The organism is Clostridium ljungdahlii (assembly GCF_001636845.1).
GTDB lineage: Bacteria > Bacillota > Clostridia > Clostridiales > Clostridiaceae > Clostridium_B > Clostridium_B ljungdahlii_A.
In genome coordinates, this window is sequence record NZ_LITT01000005.1 from 74505 (window position 1) to 95454 (window position 20950).

The 20950-nt window shown below is 29.5% G+C and carries 22 protein-coding genes and 1 tRNA gene; 2 read left to right on the plus strand and 21 right to left on the minus strand.

Translation table 11 applies throughout. The annotated features are described in order from the left end of the window. Positions 1-124 precede the first annotated feature (124 nt). From WY13_RS02865 to WY13_RS02885, 6 genes are all read right to left on the minus strand, one after another. On the minus strand, positions 125-1267 hold the full coding sequence (locus WY13_RS02865) for a (Fe-S)-binding protein (RefSeq protein WP_063554201.1): 1143 nt from the start codon (positions 1265-1267) through the stop codon (positions 125-127). A 68-nt stretch (positions 1268-1335) separates the two neighbouring features. Continuing rightward, the gene (locus tag WY13_RS02870; RefSeq protein WP_063554202.1) at positions 1336-2334 is read right to left on the minus strand and encodes a phosphotransferase; all 999 of its coding nucleotides are present in this window, start codon (positions 2332-2334) and stop codon (positions 1336-1338) included. Beyond that, positions 2312-3016: a TIGR04282 family arsenosugar biosynthesis glycosyltransferase gene (locus WY13_RS02875; RefSeq protein ID WP_063554203.1), complete on the minus strand. Its 705-nt coding sequence runs from the start codon at positions 3014-3016 to the stop codon at positions 2312-2314. The genes WY13_RS02870 and WY13_RS02875 overlap by 23 nt, the downstream gene beginning before the upstream one ends. Positions 3017-3020: 4 nt before the next feature. Beyond that, on the minus strand, positions 3021-3695 hold the full coding sequence (locus tag WY13_RS02880; RefSeq protein WP_192844979.1) for a TIGR04283 family arsenosugar biosynthesis glycosyltransferase: 675 nt from the start codon (positions 3693-3695) through the stop codon (positions 3021-3023). Positions 3696-3753: 58 nt separating this feature from the next. Further along, positions 3754-3972: a TOBE domain-containing protein gene (locus WY13_RS21645; RefSeq protein WP_347459130.1), complete on the minus strand. Its 219-nt coding sequence runs from the start codon at positions 3970-3972 to the stop codon at positions 3754-3756. Then, positions 3965-4210: an extracellular solute-binding protein gene (locus tag WY13_RS02885; protein WP_063554204.1), complete on the minus strand. Its 246-nt coding sequence runs from the start codon at positions 4208-4210 to the stop codon at positions 3965-3967. Before WY13_RS02885 ends, WY13_RS21645 begins: the two co-directional genes overlap by 8 nt. Before the next feature lie 389 nt (positions 4211-4599). Between WY13_RS02885 and WY13_RS02890 the strand changes: the two genes are divergently transcribed. After that, positions 4600-5613, plus strand: a complete 1014-nt coding sequence (locus WY13_RS02890; RefSeq protein ID WP_063554205.1) for a sulfurtransferase — start codon at positions 4600-4602, stop codon at positions 5611-5613. A gap of 88 nt (positions 5614-5701) precedes the next feature. On the opposite strand, the gene WY13_RS02895 is transcribed toward WY13_RS02890, so the two are convergent. The 7 genes from WY13_RS02895 to WY13_RS02925 form a co-directional block, all read right to left on the minus strand. Then, positions 5702-6133, minus strand: a complete 432-nt coding sequence (locus tag WY13_RS02895; protein ID WP_082848356.1) for a hypothetical protein — start codon at positions 6131-6133, stop codon at positions 5702-5704. A gap of 211 nt (positions 6134-6344) precedes the next feature. Further along, positions 6345-7757, minus strand: a complete 1413-nt coding sequence (locus WY13_RS02900; protein WP_063554248.1) for a HAMP domain-containing sensor histidine kinase — start codon at positions 7755-7757, stop codon at positions 6345-6347. After that, positions 7747-8436: a response regulator transcription factor gene (locus WY13_RS02905; RefSeq protein ID WP_063554206.1), complete on the minus strand. Its 690-nt coding sequence runs from the start codon at positions 8434-8436 to the stop codon at positions 7747-7749. The genes WY13_RS02900 and WY13_RS02905 overlap by 11 nt, the downstream gene beginning before the upstream one ends. Before the next feature lie 58 nt (positions 8437-8494). Continuing rightward, positions 8495-9655: an ABC transporter permease subunit gene (locus WY13_RS02910; protein ID WP_063554207.1), complete on the minus strand. Its 1161-nt coding sequence runs from the start codon at positions 9653-9655 to the stop codon at positions 8495-8497. Then, the gene (locus tag WY13_RS02915) at positions 9648-10583 is read right to left on the minus strand and encodes an ABC transporter ATP-binding protein (RefSeq protein WP_063554208.1); all 936 of its coding nucleotides are present in this window, start codon (positions 10581-10583) and stop codon (positions 9648-9650) included. Before WY13_RS02915 ends, WY13_RS02910 begins: the two co-directional genes overlap by 8 nt. A gap of 205 nt (positions 10584-10788) precedes the next feature. Continuing rightward, on the minus strand, positions 10789-11904 hold the full coding sequence (locus WY13_RS02920; RefSeq protein ID WP_063554209.1) for an NAD(P)/FAD-dependent oxidoreductase: 1116 nt from the start codon (positions 11902-11904) through the stop codon (positions 10789-10791). Between the two features lie 262 nt (positions 11905-12166). Further along, positions 12167-13477, minus strand: a complete 1311-nt coding sequence (locus WY13_RS02925) for an Nramp family divalent metal transporter (protein WP_063554210.1) — start codon at positions 13475-13477, stop codon at positions 12167-12169. 195 nt (positions 13478-13672) lie between these two features. On the opposite strand from WY13_RS02925, the gene mntR reads away from it, so the two are divergent. Next, positions 13673-14143: a transcriptional regulator MntR gene (mntR, locus tag WY13_RS02930; RefSeq protein ID WP_063554211.1), complete on the plus strand. Its 471-nt coding sequence runs from the start codon at positions 13673-13675 to the stop codon at positions 14141-14143. A 283-nt stretch (positions 14144-14426) separates the two neighbouring features. On the opposite strand, the gene WY13_RS02935 is transcribed toward mntR, so the two are convergent. The 8 genes from WY13_RS02935 to WY13_RS20810 all read right to left on the minus strand — a co-directional run bounded on the left by WY13_RS02935 (position 14427) and on the right by WY13_RS20810 (position 20850). Further along, positions 14427-15608 carry a mandelate racemase/muconate lactonizing enzyme family protein gene (locus WY13_RS02935; protein WP_063554249.1) on the minus strand — a complete coding sequence of 394 codons (1182 nt, stop codon included), beginning with the start codon at positions 15606-15608 and terminating at the stop codon, positions 14427-14429. Positions 15609-15715: 107 nt separating this feature from the next. Continuing rightward, the gene (locus WY13_RS02940; RefSeq protein WP_156498952.1) at positions 15716-16540 is read right to left on the minus strand and encodes a MetQ/NlpA family ABC transporter substrate-binding protein; all 825 of its coding nucleotides are present in this window, start codon (positions 16538-16540) and stop codon (positions 15716-15718) included. Positions 16541-16574: 34 nt separating this feature from the next. After that, a complete protein-coding gene (locus tag WY13_RS02945; protein ID WP_063554213.1) occupies positions 16575-17237 on the minus strand; it encodes a methionine ABC transporter permease in 663 nt (220 codons plus the stop codon). A 32-nt stretch (positions 17238-17269) separates the two neighbouring features. Continuing rightward, on the minus strand, positions 17270-18238 hold the full coding sequence (locus tag WY13_RS02950; protein ID WP_063554214.1) for a methionine ABC transporter ATP-binding protein: 969 nt from the start codon (positions 18236-18238) through the stop codon (positions 17270-17272). A gap of 53 nt (positions 18239-18291) precedes the next feature. Continuing rightward, positions 18292-19458, minus strand: a complete 1167-nt coding sequence (locus WY13_RS02955) for a MalY/PatB family protein (protein WP_063554215.1) — start codon at positions 19456-19458, stop codon at positions 18292-18294. Between the two features lie 42 nt (positions 19459-19500). Then, a complete protein-coding gene (locus tag WY13_RS02960) occupies positions 19501-19866 on the minus strand; it encodes a transporter substrate-binding domain-containing protein (RefSeq protein WP_242866308.1) in 366 nt (121 codons plus the stop codon). Between the two features lie 15 nt (positions 19867-19881). Next, the gene (locus tag WY13_RS02965; RefSeq protein ID WP_242866309.1) at positions 19882-20325 is read right to left on the minus strand and encodes an ATP-binding cassette domain-containing protein; all 444 of its coding nucleotides are present in this window, start codon (positions 20323-20325) and stop codon (positions 19882-19884) included. 428 nt (positions 20326-20753) lie between these two features. Further along, positions 20754-20850, minus strand: a tRNA-Sec gene (locus WY13_RS20810). Positions 20851-20950 lie beyond the last annotated feature (100 nt).

A 20950-nucleotide genomic window follows, 5' to 3' on the forward strand; every position in this document is an offset into this window, starting at 1 on the left:
ATTAATCCTCCTATCTAATTACCCAGCTTTATTCTACAGAAAAGTTCTATTTCTTTCAAATATAAAAAGCTTATATACACTTGTCCAACTATAAATAAAAATTATAGTTAAAATAACTCCAAGATTAATTTCCTTTGTGTTTCAAAATTTGTTTGCATTTATATCTTGATGTCCAATTCTGCAAAAAACTTTTCTTCAAAATTGGTATATTTGAATTAGTACTATAACTATCATCAAACATTAAATCCAGTATGTGAAAAGATTTTTTTCCACCAATAGCCATAGCTTCCCTGCAGCTTGCACAATATGTTATTACATAATCCCCTAAATTTTCTGCTCTTTTCTTTATCACTTCTTGGGAAAGTTTGGGATTGGCAGGTACAACCATTCCTCCAAAACCACAACATTTAGTATTTTCTCTAGAATACTCTGTTTCTTCAAATTTATATCCTAATTCATTTATAATCCACCTTACACCCTCATGTATATCTGAATTATTTCTTGTAGGACATGCATCATGAACACTAAAAGTAATATTACTATTTTTACCTTTTCCTTTCATTTCATCATATAGTCCTAGTTCAGGAATAACAGTCCATAGAGATCTTACTTTTTGTTTAGGACTAAATTGAGACATTGTAATATAACAATTTTCACAAGCAGTTATTACTTCTTCAGCACCAAGCTTATCAATCTCCTTCTGAAGTTCTGAATATCTCTTATAAAACTTTTCTTCTTGTCCTAATGATAATGTTGGTTTACCACAACATTTTAATATTGCACCTGTTCCAGGAAGTTTTTCCTGCAAATATTCTAAGGTTTTTCCTACAAGTTCCGGCCTATATGATGATAAGCTGCAGCCTGGAATAAATACCCTTTTTGTATACCCTGCCTTTATATCTGGTACAGAAGTATTAAACATTTTAGAAAAGCTAAAGGCTTGATGAAATTCTATACTTTTATGTCCTTTCATTGGGGATATTCCTTCATTATGCCTTATATGTTCTTTTCTCATATCAACAAATAATTCTTCAAGCTTTAATCCTTTTGGACATACCTTAGTACAAGTACCACAAGTATTACAAGAATATGGAATATTAGGATCAGTATTTACTATATTTGTATCTATATCAAAAAACTCCTTAGGATTAATTTTAAAATTGCTTAGCATTTCACATTCTTTAACGCAAGCCTTACAGTTAATACAGCTTTCTGAAAACTCTTTGGCTTTATTATTAAAATCATCTGAATATGTAAAGTTATTCATATGGCCTCCCTGAGTTTATATCTATTTTAATATACACTCTATATTATTAAAATTTATTCCCGCTTTAGTTAAAAATAATTTTTTAATAAGTCTTTCATAAAATCCAAATCTAAATATTCTTTTATTTTATTATAAGTATCCATATTTTTAATTTCCTTATCTTCCTTTTGGTATTCCAAATATGCATATGCACACCAAGATAGTGCTCTTAAATAAAGAAATGGAGTATATAGTTTCACCCTTTCTCTTATACTATTATCTTTTAAATTACTTATATATACTTTAAAAAATTCTTCTTTTTCTTCTTCTTTTAATATACAATCTGTTTTCCACAAAGTAGTAGTTGGTGCTAAAAATTGTGTTAAATCTTGGCAAGGATCACTTATTACAGGCTTCTCCCAATCTATAAGGTAAGACTTTTCCTTTCCAATTATAAAATTACCAGAATTCACTTCAGTGTTATTGATAACATGCCACTTATTTTCCAAAAAATATTTTTCCTCATACCTATTTTTTTCAGCCCAGTTAGTAAATATATCAAAAAAATTTTTAAGATACAAAGGTATTTTAGAAGATTGAAAAAAATCTCTAAGTAATTTTTGAGATTCATTTATTCTTGCAGAAAATATATTATCTTCTACAATAAAATTCTTAAATCCATTTCCATTTGTATCTATGGAATGTATCTTAGCAAATATTTTTGCTGCAGAATTTAAGTCTTTATCATATCGTAAGGGCTTTCCTTCAAGAAATTCCATTACTAATATTCCATAATCCAAATTTTTTTTACTATCATCTAAATAATAAACCTTTGGTGTTACACTGCTTGCCTCCAAATTTTTTAAAGCTTCATACTCGTATTTTATTTGGTTTTCTAATCCAAGCTGACTGCCTGTATTTACTCTAAAAACATACTTTTTATTAGAGCCTTCAAGTGTAAAATTAATATTATATTCTCCTTGAGCTAAAAATTTTACATTATAATCTTCTCCAATATTAAGTTTTTCATTTAAATTGCTGTATTTTAAATAGTCATAAATTTTATTATTTAATATATCTTTTAGCACTAGGAACATCTCCCCATTTATTTCCTATAAAACTTACTGTATTGTAAGGTAACAGTTTCTTATTAAATTCTCCTCTTTTTACTCTTTTAATAAAATCTTCCATATCTTCTTTTTCATCTATATCGTTAAGCTTTGTTGTAAGGCCTACATTATATCCTAAGTTATTAGCTATTGCTAAAGTAGCTTCAAATACAGACTTATTTCCCCACTTCAAGTTATTATTAAAAATCTCCTTACAGTTTTTTTTCATGCCAATTAAATAGTAACCACCATCATTGGTTGGTCCCAAGCAAATATCATTATTTTCAAGCTCCTCATAAGCTTTACTAATGTCTTCAGGTTGAAGAGATGGTATATCCGATCCAATTAATATTACTTTTGAATACCCCTTATTTAAAAGTTTTTCAATTGCATTATTCATCCTATCTCCTAAATCATCCCCTTCTTGTGGAAACCTATCTATAAAGCTTGGAATAATATCGTCTATTAAGTAAAAGGATTTTTCGGGAGTGTAGGTTATATATATATCTACTGTTTTTCTAATCTTATTAAGCATTTTAAACAAGTCCAAAAGAAAACATTTCTGCAACTGTGCACATTCTGTACCTGTAAAAATTTTCATTAATCGTGTCTTTGTCATGCCTGCAATTGGCACTCTAGTCATAAGTATAAGCGCATTCATTATTTTATCTCACATCCTTATAAATTTTAGCTAGTTTATCCGTAGGTGTTCCTAATAAGTACAGCAATTTTATTTTATGCATCAATAAGTGGGTTTTTAATTGTCCTCCATTTTTAAATCTTCTAGCTGAAGTACCTATGGTCGTGTTAATAAGTTTTAGTTTTCCCATCTTTTTCATCAAAAGTGAAAGCTCCCAATCTTCCATTATCTCTTGCTTAGGATATCCTCCTACGCCTTCAAATACATCTCTTCTAACAAAAATCCCTTGATCACCAAAGTACAATCCCAAATATTTAGCTCTGAGATTCGAAGTCGTTGATATATACTTCATAAACAATGTATCATAATCATAAAACTTTAATGAAAATCCTCCACCAACATATTTTTCATCTATAGCTAGCTGAATTTTTTCAATAGAAGCCTCATTAACAATTGAATCTAAATGAACAAACCAAAGTATATCTCCTCTGGCCTTTGCAGCACCTTTATTCATCTGATTTGCTCTTCCTTTTTCACTTAAAACTACCTTAGCAAATCTATCTGCAATCTGTTTTGTACTGTCACTACTCCCACCATCTACTACAATAATTTCTTTATCACCCTTTAATCTATTAAATTGAATCAAACTTTTTTCAATATTTTTCTCTTCATTTAATACAGGAATTATAATCGATACCATAATCATCACCATCATTAACATTTTTCAAGCTCCATTACGAAAATTAAAGTTTGAATAATTATTTTTCTTTGCCAGTCATTGAATAAAAAATTTCCTTTGAAAAATTTATATTAAGTTTTACATTTTCACCTATATTAAATTTCATATGCTTATTGGATATTACCTTGAAATCACTTCCTTCAGCTTCAACGATATAGTGAATTTTATCTCCTAAGTATCTTCTCTTTTTTATAATGCCATATATAACATCAGTAAAGTTACTTTCTTCATTAATCAGATTTTACCTCTATTGAATTCTTATCTATGTATTTATTAAAATTAGGCAACTTTTCTGCAAAAGGTCCATAAAGTATTCCTGCTTGTTTTGCTGTATAAAAGTTTTCTTCATTAATCCAAACTACATCAACAGTTCCTTTTTTATTATTTGCCTGTTTATCTCCAATTAACTTATTTAATATGTCCTCAATATTCATAGGAACTCTTTTTAAAGTTATATCATATTTATCCTTTAACATTTTAGTTAAATAATCATCAATCCACGCATTTGTTGTTTTACTTCCACCCCAGCCATAAAAATTAACAGTTGTTCCTAAGGATGTGGCTTCAGGAATTCTTAAGTATAATATTTATGCAAAAACATATGAATATTTGGTACATACAGTGTATATTACGAATTGCAGATTAGTATGTATATTCTTGTAAAATTCTATATTATTATATCATGTATCCATTAAATAGCCTTAAGTTATAAGTAATGCTTATAGCTTAAGATTTTGCTATAATTTTTTATTATAATTACTTGCATAAGTTTCAAATAACAAGTATATTTATTACGGTAATTATAATAAAATTGTATATTATTAATGCCAGTCTTATTATAAAATAATTTTGAAGGAGTTATATTATGGGAAAAAAATTGTATACTATTTTTCTTTTTATTGCCATGATTGCTGTGCTTGCAACTGGCTGTGCTTCTAAGAGTGAGCCAAAGAGTCAATCAAACGGTTCAACAGATAATAAGTCTGCTCAGGTTGTAGCAAAGACAAAGGTATTTGTATCTGCAGATTGGGTAAAAAGTGTAATCGATGGCAAACAGCCAGAATCAAAAGATTACAAAATTATCGAAGGAGCCTGGGGGCCAGTTAGTGATGATAAGGATTACAAAGCAGCTCATATACCAGGAGCAGTACATATGAACACAGATGAAATCGAAGAATCAACCTACTGGAACATAAGAACGGGTGCCGAGATTAAAAAGGTTATGGCCAATTATGGAATAACAAAGGATACCACTGTGATTGTTTATGGTGCTGACTCAGGTGCTACCAGAATTGCATTTGTATGCCTTTGGGCTGGAGTTGAAAATGTAAAAGTAATTAATGGTGGCTTAAGTGCCTGGACAAAAGCAGGATATGCAACTAATAAAGATATAGAAAATGCAAAAGCAACTACAAAAGATTTTGGTGTTGCTATACCGGCACATCCAGAATACGTTTTATCTATGCCTAAGGACGTAAAGGCTGAAATGGCAAAAAATAATAAATTCAGATTGGTTAGTATAAGAAGTTTAGATGAATTTGAAGGCAAAAAAAGTGGATACAGCTATATAAAAAGAACAGGTGAACCACAGGGAGCTCTATGGGGCCATGATGAAAAAGACTACCGCAATGCTGATGGAACCTTTATTGATTTTAATAAAGCTGTAGCAATGTGGAAAGAACAAGGAATTACAAAGGATAACGAAATCGCATTTTACTGCGGTACTGGCTGGAGAGCAAGTATTCCATGGTTAATGTGCTATGAAAACGGATGGAAAAATGTAAAATTGTATGATGGTGGATGGTTCGTATGGCAAATGGATACAAATAATCCAGTACAGGCTATTACACCAGAACAAGCAGCAGCTAAATATAAGTAAACTTAATAAAAAAATGTCTGATTGCCAGAAGGCTTTCAGACATTTTTTATTTAGAACTTAAGCAAAAGATGTTTCTGTGACTTTAATCTCATCTTTTTAAATATACAAGAATTTTTATATCCTGTATCAGTACAATAATCACTAATATCAAACTAATAAAATAATAGGATAGATAACTTTCAGTTGAATATGCTAAAATGAAAATTACAAATGCGAGAGTCATTATTACTTCCATTATTAACATTGGCAAAGCTTTTTTATTATTAATATATTTACCTCTTTTTATTTTTGCATGTAAAAGTATAATAACACACAATACTACTAAAAATGCAATTGCTGCATATTTTAATGTAGCAATTGGATATTGTGCTTCCCATGTATGATTTATGTATACTACATAACGCATCATTCCCATCTTTTTCATAGAAAAAAATTGTATTCCACATGCTGTAATCAAAAAAATCACTTGAAGTATTGTGGATACCCAATAAAAAATTTTCTTCATGGTAATTGAATCCATATAAAACACCTTTCTCTTAGGATATTTCTATTAATATATCCTAATTATACCTAAACTTTACCTTTTTAACAACATACTATTACGGACTTTATAGTAAGCAACTTTGATTATTATTTTATTTGAGAATATTAGCTAATTCTACTTCCCTTTTTTCTTTTATCTTTAACAGATACATCATTTTCAAGATTCAAGGGATTTATGAATTAGATCGTTAACATGGCTGATATACTTTGAATACTAATTTATTATCTTGCTTATAAGCTTTTACAAATCCACCATGAAGTTTTACTATGTTTTTGACAATAGATAGGCCTAAACCGCTGCCTTCTTTTTGTCTGGATGAGTCTTTTTTATATAATCTTTCAAAGAAGTTTTCCAGATCATCATTTGAGATTGGATCATTAGGAATGTTCGACACTGAAAGCACTGCATAAGATGCATTATTAAAAGTTTCCCTGCTGATATTAAATTCAACAACTGTATTTTCCATGGAATATTTAAGTGCATTACTTAGAAGATTATTCACAACCCTTAAAAATAAGCCTGGATCTGCTTTAATATAAATAGATTCCTGGGGCAGATTAATTGAAAGCCTTAATCCTTTTTGTGTGAATTCGTCTTCCTCTTCTTCAGCTATCTGTCTTGCAAGTTCATTTAACTCAAGTTTCTGCTTTTCAAGTATGATATCATTTGAAGAGAGCTTTGAGTATTCAAAAAAATCATCAAGCATGTTTTTTAAATAAATACCTTTCTTATCCATTATGTCAACGTAATTATCAAGCTCACCTTTTGACTCATACTTGTTATTTTTAATCATATTTATATATCCAAGGATAGTAGTTAATGGAGTTCTCAGATCATGAGATATATTAGTCATGAATTCGTTTCTGCTTTTTTCTTCTTTCTCAATTTTTGAAGCCATGTAGTTTATGTCTTCGGCAAGTTCACCTAATTCATTTTTGTATTTTAATGGAACACGACTGGATAAGTTGCCTTCTGTAATATTTCTAACTGTTGATTTTATTTTAGATATATAGGATATACGTTTCCATATGAGCAAGAAAAAAACAATTATAAAAATTATAAATGTCATTATACCTACAATATTTCCATTTTCTAATTTTCCATAACCAATATATACATAATATAGATAACATCCATCTTTCAAATAATCACACCTGGTTATTCTAACTAAGTTATCTCTGCGTGTATTCAAAAATTTGAATGTCTTTTTACCATCTATAATTTCCTGTGTGTCTATACTCTTAATTTCCTTGTTGGTTGAAGCTATTATTTTTCCATCTTTATGTACTATAAAAATAAAGTATAGCATGTTAAATTCTTTATCCATATATTTTTGTAATTTATTAGTATCGTTAATATTCATATTTTTTAAGTCCTGTTCAATTCTAACAATCATATTTTCATGTACGTATTCCGAAGTATTTTTAGAATTATTTAAAAAAGATCCCAAAACAAATTCTTTCAGAAAAACTGCAAATATAACTGCTATAATCAATGAAACAATTGCAGAAAAAACCAATTCACTTCTAAGCTTAAACATTCTTTTTGATTCTATAATCACAGAAAATAGTACTATAACAATAATAAGTTCAAATATCATTTTCAATTTTATATCCAACTCCCCAGATAGTTTTTATATACTTGCCCTTCTTAATGCTATCACCTAACTTATTTCTTAAATTTCTAATATGCATAGTTACAGTATTATCATTTTCCATAAATGTATCTTTCCAAAGCATTTCATAAAGCATTTTGGTTGAGTACACCCTGCCTTTATTTGATGCCAATGTGTATAAAATTTCATATTCTTTGAGAGTTAATACTATTTCTAAGTTGTCTTTTTTTACTGTATGTTCTAAAGTATTGATTTCAATATCTTTAACATTGAGTATATGATTTTTCACTGCATGATTAACATTACTTCTTCTGAGTATAGCCATAATTCTTAATGAAAGTTCCGTAAAATCGAAGGGCTTTACTATATAATCGTCACAACCATCGATAAATCCTTTAATTTTGTCTATTTGCTGGTCTTTTGCAGTGAGCAGTATAACAGGTATGCTTGAAAATTCTCTGAGCTTGATGAGCATTGTATAACCGTCCATTTTAGGCATCATAACATCTAGAAGTATTAAAGAAATCGGTTTTGATTTTACAATCTGAAGTCCGTCTTCTCCATTACAGGCTGCTTGCATGATATAACCTTCTTTGGTAAAATAATTTACAAGCATTTCACGTATATCTTTGTCATCGTCTATTATCAATATATTTTCTTTCATAACCATCACCCAATTCAAAATTATATCACTTTTTTATTTATGCATATTTAGAAAACAGCTAATCAAGATCTCTCTTTCCAAAGACATAAATACTTAAAAACATCATAACTAAAGTCCACAGAAGACATACAATCAAAACAAAAAACACATTTATACTACTAGCAAGTTTTAAAGAAATATCTCCGGATAAGGTACCCAAACTATCAACCATATATGGAGTAGGTAAAAACTTTACAAAAGCTCCATATTTAGCTGCTACAAGATATTTACTTGAAAAGCAAAAGAGGTACCAAAATTGCGTTCCTGCAATTAGTATGAAGCTTGCAAGCGATGAAATAAGTGAATTCCTGCAAATAGTTGATATAAACATAATTATTGATATAATAGCTACTGAAATAACTATTAAAATTAATATAAGTTGAAGAATTACACTCCAAAGAGGAATTATTGACCTGCTTCCACTTACGTACTTCATTTGAGAAGTCACTGGACTTAAGGGTAGTGATTTATCTAAAACATATTTTGCACCTACATCAAAAGGCAATCTATAATCTGAAAAGCCTAAGTGAATTCCAGCTTCCACTATAAATATTATGGTACTTATAATTATAGTGCCTGCACTTAAAATCACTGAAACAATAAACTTGGATGCTATAATCTTTTTTCTTGAAATAGGCTTAGTAATTAAAGCTTTAATTGTGTTTGGTGAATATTCCCCTGATACTATATCAGATGACAACACAATAGGAATAATCAAAAAAAGCAATACAAAATATTGTAAAATATCTATAGCTGCATACATTCCCTTTGGTGTTAACTCACTTTTTTCTATATTGTGTTCTTTTTCATATTTTAATTGAAGTATCTTGTATTCATTTTTAGGATTATTTTCTTTTTCCAATTTTTCAATTTGTTTATCTAATTTTGATTTATCATAGTTATTTATTTGATTTAGCATTTCTTCTTTGTCATTTATTTCTTTTTGGGTTTCCAATATATCTCTAGAAATGTCCGCCTTTTTAAATTCAGTATCAGCTTTAGTTTTGTCCATCTTTAGAGTGTTAAGAAGAACTTTATCTTTTTGAATCTGTACTTCTAAAGTATCTATTTTTGAGATTACCATTAATCCAAAAACTATTGTAATAATAAGAATGACAATAAGCGCAATTTTCTTTTTAATCATAACTCTTTTAAGTTCCTGCCATATATATTTATTCATCACTATCTTCCCCCATCATCTTTATAAATTTATCTTCTAAATTTTGCTTTACTTCAAAGAAACCTTCTACATTTATTTCAGCCTCATGTAAATTTTTTAGTATTTCAAAAATATCATGTAACTCAGTATTTATTAGAATTGAAATACCATCATTTTCTATCTTTAATAATTTTACATCAGGTATATTTTGAATAATTTCTGATGATTTTTGGGGTAAATTAGCTTTTATAAACATATTTTTTTCACTGCTAACTTTTGCACTATCACCTATTTCCTGAATATTAATAATTTTTCCGCCATCTATAAATACAATCTTTGTACATATATTTTCTATTTCACTTAAGATATGGGAAGATATAAAAACACTTACTCCTTTTTCTTTAGCTAAAGTATTTATAGTATTTTTAAGTTCAAAAACTCCCATGGGATCCAGCCCATTTGTAGGCTCATCTAGTATTAGTAATGATATATTTCCCATTAGTGCTTCTGCAAGTCCCAGCCTTTGTTTCATACCCAGGGAATATTTTTTTACCTTTTCATCAATTTTATTACCTAAATTAGATGATTTTACAGCATCTTCTATTTGATCTTTTGTTACATCTTCAAGTACACTTGATATATAATTTAAATTTTGTCTTCCGGTCATATATCCATACATCACTGGTGTTTCTACTACTGATCCAATATTTTTTAAAGCTTGTTCTCTTTCAGTTTTGAGATTCTTTCCACAGATTATAATTTCACCTTCATCTGGAAACAGCATGCTTGTTATGATTTTAATCAAAGTAGTCTTACCTGCCCCATTTCTGCCTACAAAACCACATATCTCGCCCTTATTTATAGAAAAATTAACATCAGTTAATACCTGCTTTTTACCTCTCTTTTTAGAAATGTTTTTTAATTCTAAGACTTTCTCTGCCACTTTCATCATCCTTTTTTAATATATTTTATTTACTGCCAATATTTACAATTATAAAAGGTAAAAATATATTAAAAGTGTATTAAAAATAAAGAAAAAATAAATTCAGTACAAAAATACAGGACTTACCTTTAGTAATTTTTGTATACTATTAAAAAATGCCATAGAATTCATTTCTGAAATAGTATGGCATCTTAAAAATTATACACACAAATTAATCTTTTATATTTTTATAATTATTCCATAATTTCATTAATGGAGTTACTCCTTCAAGAAAATTAACTTTACTGTCAGTGCTGCATATCATATCAATAATTTTATCTATTAATTTATTATCCAAATTTTTAATTGCAAAGTCCAAATCATTATCCTTTAAACTTTCCAAGAATTTTCTTAAAACAAGGGAGTGATTATAGTTTTTAAATAAAGGCTTAACAAGCTCCTCGTATTTTCCTATTCCACATATATCATAAGCCGAATATATCCCTGTAAGTATTGATGCAAATTGCCCAAATCCTAATCCAGGAGAAAGGACTCCAAAACAATTTCCAACAAAATAAGTATTATCAATTTTAGGTATATTACATATTCCCATCATATATTTTGTAATCTCAAACTTATCTGTTATCTTAAATTCTTGATTTAAATCTTTACAAGCCAAATTATAAAATTTTTCCCATATGGTATTTATATCTAGTTTTATATTATCAGGATAATCAGGGTAAGCAATAACAAGGTTAGCCTCTTTTTCAGAAAATGGTATAGCCCATGCGTATCCTTTAGGAATGACATCATAATTAAACCAAACGTGCGGGATATCTGTAACAAACTTGCCTTCAACTGTTACACCTCTTATTGTACATGTAAGATCACACTTGTAATTTCCTAAATGTGAAGCATATTCTCCATCTCCTGTTGCTAATATTACATAATCAAAATTTTTACATACTTCTTCATATTCACAAGTTGAATTAAAATTAATTTTTGTGATTAATTGTTTCTCTAATTGACATTCATATGAATTTTCATACCTTCCTCTAACATTTGTGTATCCGATTTTTCCATCAATACTTCCTATTTGTTTTTTTGAATGGACAACTAATTTATTGACAGCACTTATTGGTTTCAAATGTATATCATAATTCTTAGAGAGAAACTGCAGAGAATCTTTAATAGGTCTGTCTAGTAGGCTAAACATTGCTTCAGCATTAACAAATCTATCTCCAACACAATTTCTTTTTTCAAAAATTGTTGGTATAATTCCATGTTTCTCTAATGTTATTGCACAAGATAAGCCTGACATTCCAGCACCTAAAATAGCAATTTTCATAGAAAGCACCTCCTATTCTGTATAGTTTTTGTAATTTATAAATTTTGTATACAAAATAGATTATCTTAATAAATACTACGTAAAGTTTACTACCGCCTTTAATATCCCCATAAATTTCATAGTAGAAAAAATATAAAAAAGCTCAACCTCTAAATAAAATTGTAATTTTATCTGAAGGAAGTATCTCTAATATTTTAACTGAAGCTGCTGAGAAAGCCGAAGCATTCAAGTGAAAAAGGAGTCAAAGAAGTCTATGAAAATATTAAGCCCAGCCAGTAAAAGTTAAATATAAAAGTACTATATTCAGTAGTATTACTATTGTGGTTATTAGAACACCTAAAAAACGTATAAAACCTTTATTAACTAGGATTCCCATCAAGTCTTTACGCTTAGCTATAGTTAACATTTGGATTATTGGAAATGGCAGAATAAAACTAAGTGCTACCTGACTCAAAACAAGAGCATACATTGGATTAATTCCAAGTGAAATAATAATTAGAGCTGGTATCATTGTTATAAGTCTTCTTAAATTTATAGGTATGCTTAAATTAACAAACCCTTTCATTATAGTTTGGCCTGCTAGAGTTCCCACAGCCGAAGATGATAATCCTGACGCAAGTAATGCTATTCCAAATGCACCACTTGACAAAGAACCTATTAATGGCTGCAGTGATTTATGGGCCTGTTCCATTGTATCTACTATCATTCCGTTTCTGTAAAAAACTGCAGCAGATACTACTACCATTGCAGCATTAACAATGAAAGCTATATTCATAGCTATAACAATATCTATTTTTTCCATTTTTAAATGCTTAACTTTCCCTTTATCTGATAAATCAGTACTTCTATCTTGGACTAATTGTGAGTGTAAGTATATTACGTGAGGCATAACTGTTGCTCCAAGCATTCCTACAGCAATTAATACAGCTTCTCCATTGGGTAGCATAGGAATTATTGTATGAATGCCTACTTGAGCCCAATCTGGTTTAGCAAGAAATATCTCTATTGTATATGCAACAGAGATTACAGCAACAAGTGTTGATATTATAATTTCTATCATTTTTTGTCCATACTTTTCCATATAGCAAATTATAAATGTTATTAATCCTGTAAGAAGTCCTGCATATATCATAGGTATATGAAATAATAAGTATAATCCTAATGTCCCTCCAAGAAATTCTGCTAAATCTGTTGCCATAGCCCCTAACTCAGCAATAATCCAAAACACCCAGTTTACAGCTTTAGGAAATACCTTGGCACACATTTCGGGAAGATTATGTCCTGTAGCTATTCCTAATTTAGCAGACATAGTTTGTAAGAATATAGCCATTATGTTGCTCCATAAAATTACCCAAATTAGAGTATAGTTAAATTTTGATCCTCCACTGATATTAGTTGCAAAATTACCAGGGTCAATATATGCTACACTTACAACAAAAGCAGGTCCTAAAAATTTCGTTAATTCTTTTATTTTACTTTGACCTATTACTTTTCTCCTATTTATATCTTTTTTTATAGAGATATCTCCTGATTGAGTTAAACTAACATCAATTGAACTTTTTTCACTCTGCATTAAAATACCGCCCTTCTTATTAGCTATCTTGAACACAAATAAAATAGTTATTATTAGTTAACCTTGTTAGCTAAGACTAAATTTTTTTTCTAATATAAACTATGTAATAACAAAAAAAATGTTCCATTAAAGCAATTTTTTATTTACTCAAACATATACTTTATTAAAAGGCTACAGCTGAAAGTAGGTGAAAATATGGCTGAAAATAATTTTTACACTTTTAATGAATATATGAAAAAAGAAAATAAACATCTTACTGCTTCCATGGAAGATTATCTTGAGATGATATATAGATTATCTTTAAATACAGGATTTACAAGAATTCATGAACTTTCACATGCACTCAATGTACAGCCTCCTTCAGCTACAAAAATGGTACAAAAATTAGCAGAATTACAACTTTTAAAATATGAAAAGTATGGAATTTTAATACTTGAGAAGAAAGGAAAGATTCTTGGAGCTGAATTATTGAATCGTCACAATATTATTGAAAGCTTTTTAAGGATACTTGATGTTTCAGAATCTAATGTTTTAGAAGAAACTGAAAAAATTGAGCATACAGTAAGTAAGCAAACAACAAAATGTTTTCAAGATTTTTTAAAATTTATTAAAGATAACCCCGAAGTAATTAATAGTTTTAAAGCTTATAAAAGTGCTTTTAAATAATAAATATATATCAATATAAAAATTTATAATATTTTTATGCTGTACAACATTAGGATTTAATCTAAAGCTCTATATGGAGTTGTCTTTTTTAGCATACAATCTAAAACAAATTATAAATACCTTACAATATAAAAACAGAAAAGTTAGTATATGGATAAATACTAACTTTTTTTATTATAATCATTTATAATTGAGTGTAAAAATAATCCTACTAATAAATATTTACCATATGTTTGTACTAAAGGATTATTAAAATTCAGTTTTCACACACTCTAGTGTTATATTACTTTATTGTAACTAAAGTGCTATTTTTAAACACATAATCAGACCATTCATTTCCAATACCCGGTAAATCAGGTACTTCGAAATATCCATCTTTAGGTTGATAATCATAAATACATAATTGCTTATTGTACTTATGTAAATTATATACATGATGTTCATGAATTGTAAAGTTAGGAATAGCTGCTTCTAAATGCAATGCTACTGCAGTAGATAATGGACTTGCGCAAACATGCATCTGAACACCTACATCATAGATATGTGCTAAATCACATATTTTCTTTCCTTCTGTAATTCCACCACAATTTCCTAAATCCGGCTGTATTAATTGAATTGAGTTATTCTCAAAATATGGAGCATATCCCCACCTTGTATATATACGTTCACCTTGTGCAATAGGGATATTCAATTTATCACATACAAACTTATTCATTTTAGGATTTGGCGTACATGGCTCTTCAAAAAATAATATTCCATATTCTTTTGCAAGTGACCCAATTTGAACAGCTACTTGTGCATCAATATATGAATGATTTTCCATAATTATATCTACATCCGACCCTACTGCTTCTCTCACTGCTTTCAAACGATTAATTACCATATTTACATATTTAGGAGATTGAAGTCTTGTTGTTGTCTCACTGTTATATCTTGTCCCATCAGGAGCAAAAGTGAAAAAGTCTATTTTTATTGCATCATATCCTTCTGAAGCTGCCTTTTTTGCATAAAAAACATAATCTTCAATGCTTGCTGCAGCTACTTTTGTATCTCCCCATCCAAATTGTAATTGACTTGCATAACATCGTAATTTATTACGCATTTTCCCACCTAAAAGCTGATACAAAGGCATTTTAAAATATTTACCTTTAATATCCCAAAGTGCAATATCTATAGCTGATATGCCAGAAAATATTACTGGCCCTCCATTCTGTGCCCAGAATGTAGATTTATATAATTTTTCCCAAATAACTTCATTATCTAAAGGATTCATACCAATAATTTTTTTTGAAAGATCCTGAATAATACCAAAGGCTCCTGTAGCTCCTACACCATAAGCCATAGCTGCTTCACCATCACCATATATGCCTTCATCTGTATAAATTCTACATACAATTGGAGACCATCCAGGATTATCATTAGACTTTACATCTACAAGCATTATATCTATCTTCGTTATCTTCATATTTATATTCATTCCTTCCGCTTTTCTCAAGGCACAAAACATAATGAAAATACTTGGCTTTGAGCGAGTTTTTGTTTTACTATTTTAACTTTCAACCTTTATCCTTGCTATTTACCTGGTACATAGCATCCCTTAAATATTTTATTAATTTCTTTTTTCATTTCAGCTGTTGTATATGCATCAACTAAATCCTTTGCCCATTTTGCATTTGCATTATCAGGACTTACTACAAACCCTACTCCAAAATTATATAAATCATCTGAAGTGTAAATTTCTGTATCTTCGCTAACTTTATTACTTACTTGAAACATCTTTGCACTTAGACAAATATCCACATCTGGAAGTGAACTCATAACCTGTGCAACATCTACAGTCGTAAATTTAAGATTTTTAGGATTTTCAGCAATATCTAATGTTGTCGGCACAGTTACACCATCTTTAATTTTAATCATTCCTAATTTTTGTAACATCAAAAGTCCTCTTGATTGATTACTTGAATCTTCTGCCAAACAAACCTTTGCACCGTTAGGAATATCTTTTACATTTTTCCACTTTTTTGAGTACATGCCAAATACATTATAATGAATGTATGGTTTTAACATTACCATATTACGCTTCTTGGATTTATTATATGCATCCATCCATGGCTTATGTTGATGCAAAGAAGCATCTAATTCACCTTTCATACATGCTTCATTCATTGTTGTTGCATCTTCCATTACTGTAACTTTAACATCATAACCAAGTTCTTTTAATTTGTTTATTGCTACAGGATCATTCACCTCATCATAGTTAAAGGCTACACAAGCTAGTCTCAATGTCTTTTTATCTTTTGAATTTCCATCCTTCTCAGCACTTTTGTTTCCACACCCCATCAACATAACTACCGACATAACAGCACATAATAATACACTTAAAACTCTTTTTTTCATTTTTTTCCCCTTATTATATATATTTTTTAATCGTTTATTTAATTTTTTTATATACAAAATCACCTATTACCTGAATTAGAATAACCCACACAACAAGTACTAAAACGATTGAATACATTACTTTATCATTATTGCTTTGATAACCATATTGCAGTGCAGAAGCTCCTAATCCTCCAGCACCAATAGTTCCTGCAACAGCAGTAAAATTCAATACTTGAATTACAGATAAGATATAACCTGATACAAGTGATGGCAGTGCTTCTACAATAACTACTTTAAAAATAATTTGCATGTCAGAAGCTCCAAAAGATTTTGCTGCTTCGATTAATGATGGATTTACCTCTTTTAAACTATTTTCAAATATACGTGCCATGAATGGTGTCGCAGCTACTGTTAATGGAACAATTGCTGCTTGCCAACCAATACTACTTCCCACAATTAAGCGTGTCAACGGTATAATTGAAACCATTAATATAATAAATGGAAAAGAACGTATAACACTAATCAAAGCATTTAAAATTGCATAAACTGTTTTATTTGGCCGTATGCCATCTTTTCTTGTCATATACATAAGCATAGCCAATATAAAGCCAAAAAAGCCACCTAATAAAGCTCCTAATACAAGCATTTTTAATGTAGCAATACATGCAGGTAACATAATTCTATTAATAATTTCTTCCCATGGTATATCCCTCATTTTACTGTTTCCTTTCTCTAATTGTAAAATTTCTACATTTTAGCATGTATTTTTTTATAAATAACATGATGTTGTTTAAAATATGAAAGAAATTTTTCTTCATATTGTTCTTGAAAATTTATAATAAATTTTCCCATTTTTTCTTTTCTAAAATGTTCTACCTTTCCGTCTACAATAGAAAATGGAATTTTTACCTCTATTGCCAGTTTAGACAGCAATGCATCACTTTCATCAGCTTGTGTAGTTATTAATTGATAATTACATCCTTCTATTAGTTCATAATTTTCAGTTCCTAATAATCTTTGTAAAGCATCTGACTGATTTATAAATATTCGTCGGACATCCCCATTTTCAACAATTTTTCCGTTTTCTAATAACGCTAATTTGGTGCATAATTGTCTTACAACTGACATCTGATGTGTTACACACACTATTGTGATCTTTAATTTTTCATTGATTTTCCTTAATAGTGCTAATATGTCTTTTGTTGTTCGAGGATCTAATGCTGATGTTGCTTCATCACATAGTAATATTTTAGGTTCCATTGCTAAAGCTCTAGCAATTGCAACACGCTGTTTCTGACCACCACTTAAATTATTAGTTTTCACATAAAGCTTGTCCTTAATATCTACTAATTCCACAAGTTCCTTAACTTTTTTATCTATATCTAATTTTGATAATTTCCAACACTTCATTGGAAGTGCAATATTTTCATACACAGTTTTCCTTTCTAGAATTGAAAACTGTTGAAAAATCATTCCAATATCTTTTCTAAATTTTCTTAATTCATTTCTATCTAATGAATTAACTTTTACATTATCAATTATTACATTTCCTTCTTGAAAATTCTCTAAACCATTAATACACCTTAACAATGTAGATTTTCCTGCACCACTTCTTCCAACTAACCCAAAAATTTCTCCATCATTAATAGTTAATGAGATTTTGTCTAAAACATTCAATTTTCCATAACTTTTGCTAAGATTCTCTATAACTATCAATTTTACTCCTCCATTCTACACAAAAAAATGATAGTATAACTATTTCATGATTATCAATGACATGTATCCTCTATTCCTTGTATAAGTTGTTCAACAGCTTTAATTATATTTTCTTTTGACGTAGCAATATTCATTCTTACATACTGATTAAACCGTTTTCCTCCAAACCATACTCCAAAATCTAAAGCGAGTTTACATCTTTCTTTAATAAAACTTTCCAGCTCATCACCTTCTACGTACTTACCTAGATTAATCCAGAGCAAATAAGTTCCTTCTAAAGGAGATACTTCAGCAAGAGGAAGTTCCTTATGAAACTTTTCTCTAATATATAGATAATTTTCTTGAATTTGATGCAATACTGCTTCTAACCATGCTCTTCCCTTTTCATAGGCACTTTGTACTGCAATATATCCAAAGGCATTTCCATCTGGAATACGAATACATTGTACAAAAGTATCAAAGGCTTTTCGGATTTGAGGATCTGGTATAATAACAAAAGAATTTTTACATGAAGCGAGATTAAAGGTTTTCGTTCCAGCTGTAAGTGTAACAAGGATAGAGTCATAATCTCCTAATGTAGCCACCGGTATATGCTTATTTTCACCTATTACAATATCCTGATGAATTTCATCTGAAATTACCTTTACATTATGCTTTTTGCAGATATTCATAAGACCTTTAAGTTCATCCTTTTTCCAAACCCTGCCTACAGGATTGTGTGGCGAACAAAGTATAAATAACTTTACATGGTTTTCTATGATTTTATCTTCAAAGTCTTTAAAATCAATAGTGTAATTCCCGCCTTCATTGATTAAATCACTTTCTATCAGGTTTCTGCCATTATTTTTTACAGCATCTAAAAATGGATAATATACAGGTGTTAAAACAATAATAGAATCCTTCTTCTCTGTAAGTAACTGTATGAACCAATTAATAGCGGGAACAACCCCTGGAGAATAACGAAGCCATTCCTCCTTAACTGTGTATCCGTGATAAGTTTGCTCCCAATCTATAAAAGCCTGCTTATACTGCTCAGGTTCTTTATAATACCCCAAAACGCCAAAGTCTAAATACTCTTTAAGTTTTTCAATAACACAGTCAGCTACTTTGAAATCCATGTCTGCAACCCATAGTGGCATTAGATCTGAAGCTCCAAACATAGCCTCCAATCCATCCCATTTTTTACTATCGGTTTGTTTTCTTTCAACGTACTTTAACAAGTTACAACACTTCCTCATCATTAATCTTTCTATAATGCAGGATTAATTAGCTATTTTAGCATCCTTCGGTTTCTCACTAAAGTCCTGCCCATACCACTTTTGATAAATCTTTGATAATGTACCATCCTTCTTCATTTCCTGAATAGCCTTCGTAACAGCTTTATTTAATTTTTCTGAATTGGCATTACCTTTTACGAATGGATATGCTTTTGCTCCAACTGTAACATTTTCTTCAACCATTCTTGCATCAAGAAGTCCATTTTTAATTTTATATGCCGCTTCACCTGCAGAGTAAATCATAGCATCAACTTTTCCTTGACGAAAAGCTTCAAATAATAAATCAGAACTATCATATGTAACTAAGTTGATCTTAATTCCTTGTAGGATCACATTTGCATTCACAGCCATTGCTCTTGCAATTCCTTATTCTTTGCTGCTGACCACCTGACATCTCTCTTGGATATGCATCTTTTTTTCCAAAAGGCCTACTTTTTTAATTAGATCTAATGCTATTTCTTCCGCTTCTTTTTTACTTTTCTTTTGCACTGTTATCATAGGCTCCATGATATTTTGAAAGGCAGTTTTGTTCTTTAACAAATTATAATTTTGAAAAACCATAGCTGTTTTCTGCCTTATTTTATATATATCCTTTTTCGATGCAGTCTTAGCGTCTATAGTAAAGCCATCAATTGTGATTTTACCTTGTGTAGGCTTGATCAAAAAATTAAGACAACGAAGAAATGTAGATTTTCCAGTACCTGATGGACCGATTAATGCTATAACTTCACCTTTACCTATATCAATATTAATATCTTTTAGAACATCAACTTGACCAAATCGTACTTTTAAATGTTCAATCTTAATCATCTTGCTGTATCTCCTAACTTTCTCTCTATATTTCCAATTGATCCCATACTCTATTAATATATTTAAAAATTTTAACTTAAATAGCCATTTTTTGTAACAATATGTTATTAACAGTATAACACTTACATTTTTTTAAGTTAAATATAATTTTCTTATAGATGAAACGCCATATATTAAAATTCAAAATATAAAATATTCTAAACTTCAATAAAAGCACATAAAAATACACCTTACTTAAAAGCAATGCTTAAATACTCATGCTTCTAAAATAAGGTGTTCTTTTTTTAAATTAGTTTCATTATTACATAACATTTACATTAAAATACATAATGGATGTTTTCGGGATTAAAAAAGTTTTAAATTTCTACTAAATAAAAAGACATCTAGTAAACTTTACAAATTCACTAAACATCTTGATGTCCTATTAATGGCGGGAATATGTGGGAATCGAACCCACCCGTCATGGTCTTAGCACGGCAGAACGGTTTTGAAGACCGCCAGGAACACCAGAACCTATCTACTCCCATATTTAATCACATAAAATATTATAAGATGTAGCATTTATTATGTCAACACTTTTTATCTATTTTCTTATCACTTTATGTGATTAATTGTATCACATTTT

Excerpts from the sequence above, each read along its gene's own strand:
- WY13_RS02865 (WP_063554201.1), bottom strand. The coding sequence starts at position 1,267 with ATGAATAACTTTACATATTCAGATGATTTTAATAATAAAGCCAAAGAG.
- WY13_RS02945 (WP_063554213.1), bottom strand. The coding sequence starts at position 17,237 with ATGAGGGATATACCATGGGAAGAAATTATTAATAGAATTATGTTACCT.
- WY13_RS02925 (WP_063554210.1), bottom strand. The coding sequence starts at position 13,477 with ATGCAGAGTGAAAAAAGTTCAATTGATGTTAGTTTAACTCAATCAGGA.
- WY13_RS02895 (WP_082848356.1), bottom strand. The coding sequence starts at position 6,133 with ATGGATTCAATTACCATGAAGAAAATTTTTTATTGGGTATCCACAATA.
- WY13_RS02885 (WP_063554204.1), bottom strand. The coding sequence starts at position 4,210 with ATGTTAAAGGATAAATATGATATAACTTTAAAAAGAGTTCCTATGAAT.
- WY13_RS02960 (WP_242866308.1), bottom strand. The coding sequence starts at position 19,866 with ATGGCTGTGAATGCAAATGTGATCCTACAAGGAATTAAGATCAACTTA.
- WY13_RS02890 (WP_063554205.1), top strand. The coding sequence starts at position 4,600 with ATGGGAAAAAAATTGTATACTATTTTTCTTTTTATTGCCATGATTGCT.
- WY13_RS02905 (WP_063554206.1), bottom strand. The coding sequence starts at position 8,436 with ATGAAAGAAAATATATTGATAATAGACGATGACAAAGATATACGTGAA.
- WY13_RS02920 (WP_063554209.1), bottom strand. The coding sequence starts at position 11,904 with ATGAAAATTGCTATTTTAGGTGCTGGAATGTCAGGCTTATCTTGTGCA.
- WY13_RS02900 (WP_063554248.1), bottom strand. The coding sequence starts at position 7,757 with ATGATATTTGAACTTATTATTGTTATAGTACTATTTTCTGTGATTATA.
- mntR (WP_063554211.1), top strand. The coding sequence starts at position 13,673 with ATGGCTGAAAATAATTTTTACACTTTTAATGAATATATGAAAAAAGAA.
- WY13_RS02880 (WP_192844979.1), bottom strand. The coding sequence starts at position 3,695 with ATGGTATCGATTATAATTCCTGTATTAAATGAAGAGAAAAATATTGAA.
- WY13_RS02965 (WP_242866309.1), bottom strand. The coding sequence starts at position 20,325 with ATGATTAAGATTGAACATTTAAAAGTACGATTTGGTCAAGTTGATGTT.
- WY13_RS02875 (WP_063554203.1), bottom strand. The coding sequence starts at position 3,016 with ATGAATGCGCTTATACTTATGACTAGAGTGCCAATTGCAGGCATGACA.
- WY13_RS02910 (WP_063554207.1), bottom strand. The coding sequence starts at position 9,655 with ATGAATAAATATATATGGCAGGAACTTAAAAGAGTTATGATTAAAAAG.
- WY13_RS02940 (WP_156498952.1), bottom strand. The coding sequence starts at position 16,540 with ATGAAAAAAAGAGTTTTAAGTGTATTATTATGTGCTGTTATGTCGGTA.
- WY13_RS02935 (WP_063554249.1), bottom strand. The coding sequence starts at position 15,608 with ATGAAGATAACGAAGATAGATATAATGCTTGTAGATGTAAAGTCTAAT.
- WY13_RS02915 (WP_063554208.1), bottom strand. The coding sequence starts at position 10,583 with ATGAAAGTGGCAGAGAAAGTCTTAGAATTAAAAAACATTTCTAAAAAG.